The following is a 3,555-nucleotide window of genomic DNA, read 5'->3' on the forward strand; positions in this document are numbered from 1 at the left end:
GCCGTTCTAGTAGCGAGGAAGCCTAATCAGCCGGACAACCCTGCACTGCCTAACCGCGTCGCGGCCGTTCCCTCCGGTCACTTAAGGCAGTGACGGTTCGTGAATACAAAAACGTTATAAGAAATCCCCGCAAAGATTTAATTACTAAAGATTGAGGTGATTGTTTGGATCATGGAATATTTGGCATTGATCAAAGTGTTTTAAAAGTCCCAAGAACGATCGAAAATTCTTTAAGAAGATTGCGTCGTTTTGGTTATAGAATTGATTCTGCATCACGATTTGAGATTTATAAAACAAAGTTCAATAAATTATATTTAGAATCAATAATGAACCAGAAATATATGTTAGAAGATAATGTTCAAGAAGAGCTACTCTATGGATACAAAGATTATTGGGAATTAATACGAATATCTGAGTCAAAGACAATTCTGACCTCAATGGATAAATCAGTAAGGAACGAGATTAATAATATTTTTAATGGTAGTATATTAGAATGCAAAGATTCGAAACCATGGAATTTTCAATTTCAATACAATTTAAGTTCGATATTTGAACATTCAGGATTTAAAGTTGACCTGAAAGAACCAGATTTTGTATTTAGATATAAAGGAAAGACTTATTCAGTAGCAGCAAAGAGATTAATTAGTAAAAAAGGCATTCAAGCTAACCTTGAAAAGGCTGAAGAACAAATTAGTAAGACTGAAAATTATGGATTTATAGCAATATCACTCGATAAGATTTTTAGAGATTCTAATAGAATAATTACCTTATCTGATCCAGATAAATCAGTTCGAGAAGCAAATGAAATCATACAAAATATATTGGCGAAAGATTTCGTAACTGGACATTTCGGACGAAGAAGTAGTCAAATACTTGGAATAATTGCTTACATATCATTTCCATATTATTCAACTTCAGATAAACCACTGTTTGAATTGGGGTATACCTCATATATTATGTTTTTACCAATTAATGAGCCTGATTCACCTGAATGGAATGAGGCAGTGGAAATCAGTGATCAATTGCACAAATTAGAAATAAACAATAATGCTGGATTTTGAATGTAAATTCATAGAAGGCGGGGACATCTTATAACACCGTATTCACGCTGCGTCGCTATCGCTCCTTGGTCCGGCCGAAGTAGGAAGATATGGTTTCGAAGAAGTGAATTCAGTAGCAGAGAAGCCTATTCAGCCGGACAACCTTGCACTGCCTAACCGCGTCGCGGCCGTTCCCTCCGGTCACTTAAGGCAGTGAAGGTTCGTGAATACAAAAACGTTATATGAAATCTGAGCAAATCTAAATGAATATGAGAGTTGAGGCATGATGCTTATGAAAGAACTTCAAATCAATAATTTAAATTATGTTCATCATGTTTCATTGTTTAATCATTATAGAATTTTAGATACAATTACTGGTTTTTCTGCTAGCCTAACAGCAGGTAGCATTAATGGACTTGTTGGTGAAATGGGATCTGGAGGTTGGTTAGTTTCTTATTTATTAGCAGGTAGGATCAATGATCTTACTGAATCAAGTGCAATATTATTGAATGGGCAAGTGATTGGAAATCAAACATTAAGAGACATCTCTTGTTATGTTGGCGAAGGGGTAATAGAAAGCCCGTATAGAAAGTTGAAAAACTATCCAGGAAGATTGAAAAGGAAAATTTTGAATGTAAAAACAGTTGCAGATCAAATAAAACTAGGAATATTGAAGACAAACAATACCATGACATTAGAGAAAATATCTGAATTATTTGATTTATCTGGTCTTAACGAAAAGAATGAACGGAATGGAAGAATTTATAGACCATTAGAGTTCCAGAGCGGAGAGGTTTGGCGTGCTTCAATGGCAATTGGAGTAGCGTATCAAAAGAAACTATTTTGCTTCCCTTGGTTAGAACCGCATTACTTAAAATATATATTAGCAGGCGTGAATCTAGAGTACATAAAGATGTTAAAGGAAATGGGATGTATGTTACTAATTCCAATAAGTGACGATAACTATTTAAAAGATATATCAACACAAAATCTATACTTGAAAAAGAGAAAAATAATTTTGTAAGTGACTCAGGAAGGCTCAGACTTCATATAACACCGTATTCACGCTGCGTCGCTATCGCTCCTTGGTCCGGGCCGAAGTAGAAGGAGAGGTTTCGAAGAAGCTAATTCAGTAGCAGGGAAGCCTAATCAGCCGGACAACCCTGCACTGCCTAACCGCGTCGCGGCCACTCCCTCCGGTCGTTTAAGGCAGTGAGGGTTCGTGAATACAAGAACGTTAAGTGAAATCCTTGGGGGGAAGAGCAAAAACTAGAGAATGTAAAAGGACTATTTAAGGCATAGAAGAAAGTTCCCATCCGGGAACGACATTGACAATGCAAGCTAGTGCACAGCGGAAAGTTTCCATACGGAAACTGAAAATTGGAAGTCATTCGGGCATACTCGAAGATACAATGGAAAGTTTCCATACGGAAACGAAAGGATTGAAAGTGTGGAAAGGAGCTCGAGGATGTCCCCCCAAGGACAACACTTAACACCGTATTCACGCAGCGTCGCCAAGCGGCTCCTTGGTCCGGCCGGGAAAGGGATGGTTGGCCGGACAACCTTGCACAGGCTAAGTCTTCGACCCGGCCATCTGATCGCTTCGCTAGGTCAGATTCGCTGCTTAAGCCAGTGAAGGTTCGTGAATACAAAAACGTTAGATGAAATTACCGCAGAACTATTTGAAAAACTCATTAAAGGTGATGATGATTTGAAGAAATTGATTATTTTTATGTCATTTATGATGCTATTATCATCTTGCAGTCTAAACATCGTTAATAATGACTCAACCCATCAAAATCTAACTTCTCGCGAAGCGGAAGATCGAGGTTTTGTTGTTGTTGGAATATCAGGATTAGCAAACATCGAAAAGATCGAAAATTTCTATAATGATTATAAGTCTAAGAATGAAAGTAGTGTATCTCTTGCTCGTTATACTGATGAAGGGGACCCTATTTATGTGGATCTAGATTTTAACGGAGAAGAAATTGAATATACATATGATAACTCGAAGGATAAATTTGGAGGTAAAAACAAAGGAGTAAATAAGACTACTTGCAAAAATATTATGAAAAGAACAGAACAAAGAGGAGAACAATCTGGAATTGAATATTACTTGAAAGAATGCGAACAAGATATTGGGTACAGTGATAAAGAAAATAAAGAATACTATTTAATATTTATACCTGAAGACTAAACAATGTATTGAATGAAACTCGAAGAAGGCTGTAACATCATCTAACACCGTATTCACGCTGCGTCGCTATCGCTCCTTGGTCCGGCCGAAGCTGGAAGAAGTGGTCTCGGGGGAAGATGATTCAGTAGCAGGGAAGCTAATTCAGCCGGACAACCCTGCACTGCCTAACCGCGTCGCGGCCGTTCCCTTCGGTCACTTAAGGCAGTGACGGTTCGTGAATACAAAAACGTTAGGTGAAAGGGATGAAGTGCGTATAAAAAAACAAGCTCAAAGGAGACTATAATGATTACTCGTTTAATGGCTACCGCTTTTCTTTTT

3 protein-coding genes are annotated in these 3,555 nt (G+C 37.8%); all 3 read left to right on the plus strand.

Annotated features, from left to right (window positions below):
• The first annotated feature begins 164 nt into the window (after nucleotides 1-164).
• Nucleotides 165-1,061: a hypothetical protein gene (locus tag HFP08_RS28640; RefSeq protein WP_168124053.1), complete on the plus strand. Its 897-nt coding sequence runs from the start codon at nucleotides 165-167 to the stop codon at nucleotides 1,059-1,061.
• Between the two features lie 262 nt (nucleotides 1,062-1,323).
• Nucleotides 1,324-2,064 (plus strand): hypothetical protein, encoded by a 741-nt coding sequence (locus HFP08_RS28645; RefSeq protein ID WP_206109346.1) that lies wholly within the window; start codon nucleotides 1,324-1,326, stop codon nucleotides 2,062-2,064.
• 618 nt (nucleotides 2,065-2,682) lie between these two features.
• The gene (locus HFP08_RS28650; RefSeq protein WP_168124055.1) at nucleotides 2,683-3,237 is read left to right on the plus strand and encodes a DUF4362 domain-containing protein; all 555 of its coding nucleotides are present in this window, start codon (nucleotides 2,683-2,685) and stop codon (nucleotides 3,235-3,237) included.
• Nucleotides 3,238-3,555: the final 318 nt, after the last annotated feature.

The organism is Paenibacillus sp. HB172176 (genome assembly GCF_011947265.1).
In the GTDB taxonomy this organism is placed as follows: domain Bacteria; phylum Bacillota; class Bacilli; order Paenibacillales; family Paenibacillaceae; genus Pristimantibacillus.

Bases quoted from the DNA above. Each gene is read 5' to 3' on its own strand.
- HFP08_RS28645 (WP_206109346.1), top strand. From the start codon at position 1,324: ATGATGCTTATGAAAGAACTTCAAATCAATAATTTAAATTATGTTCAT.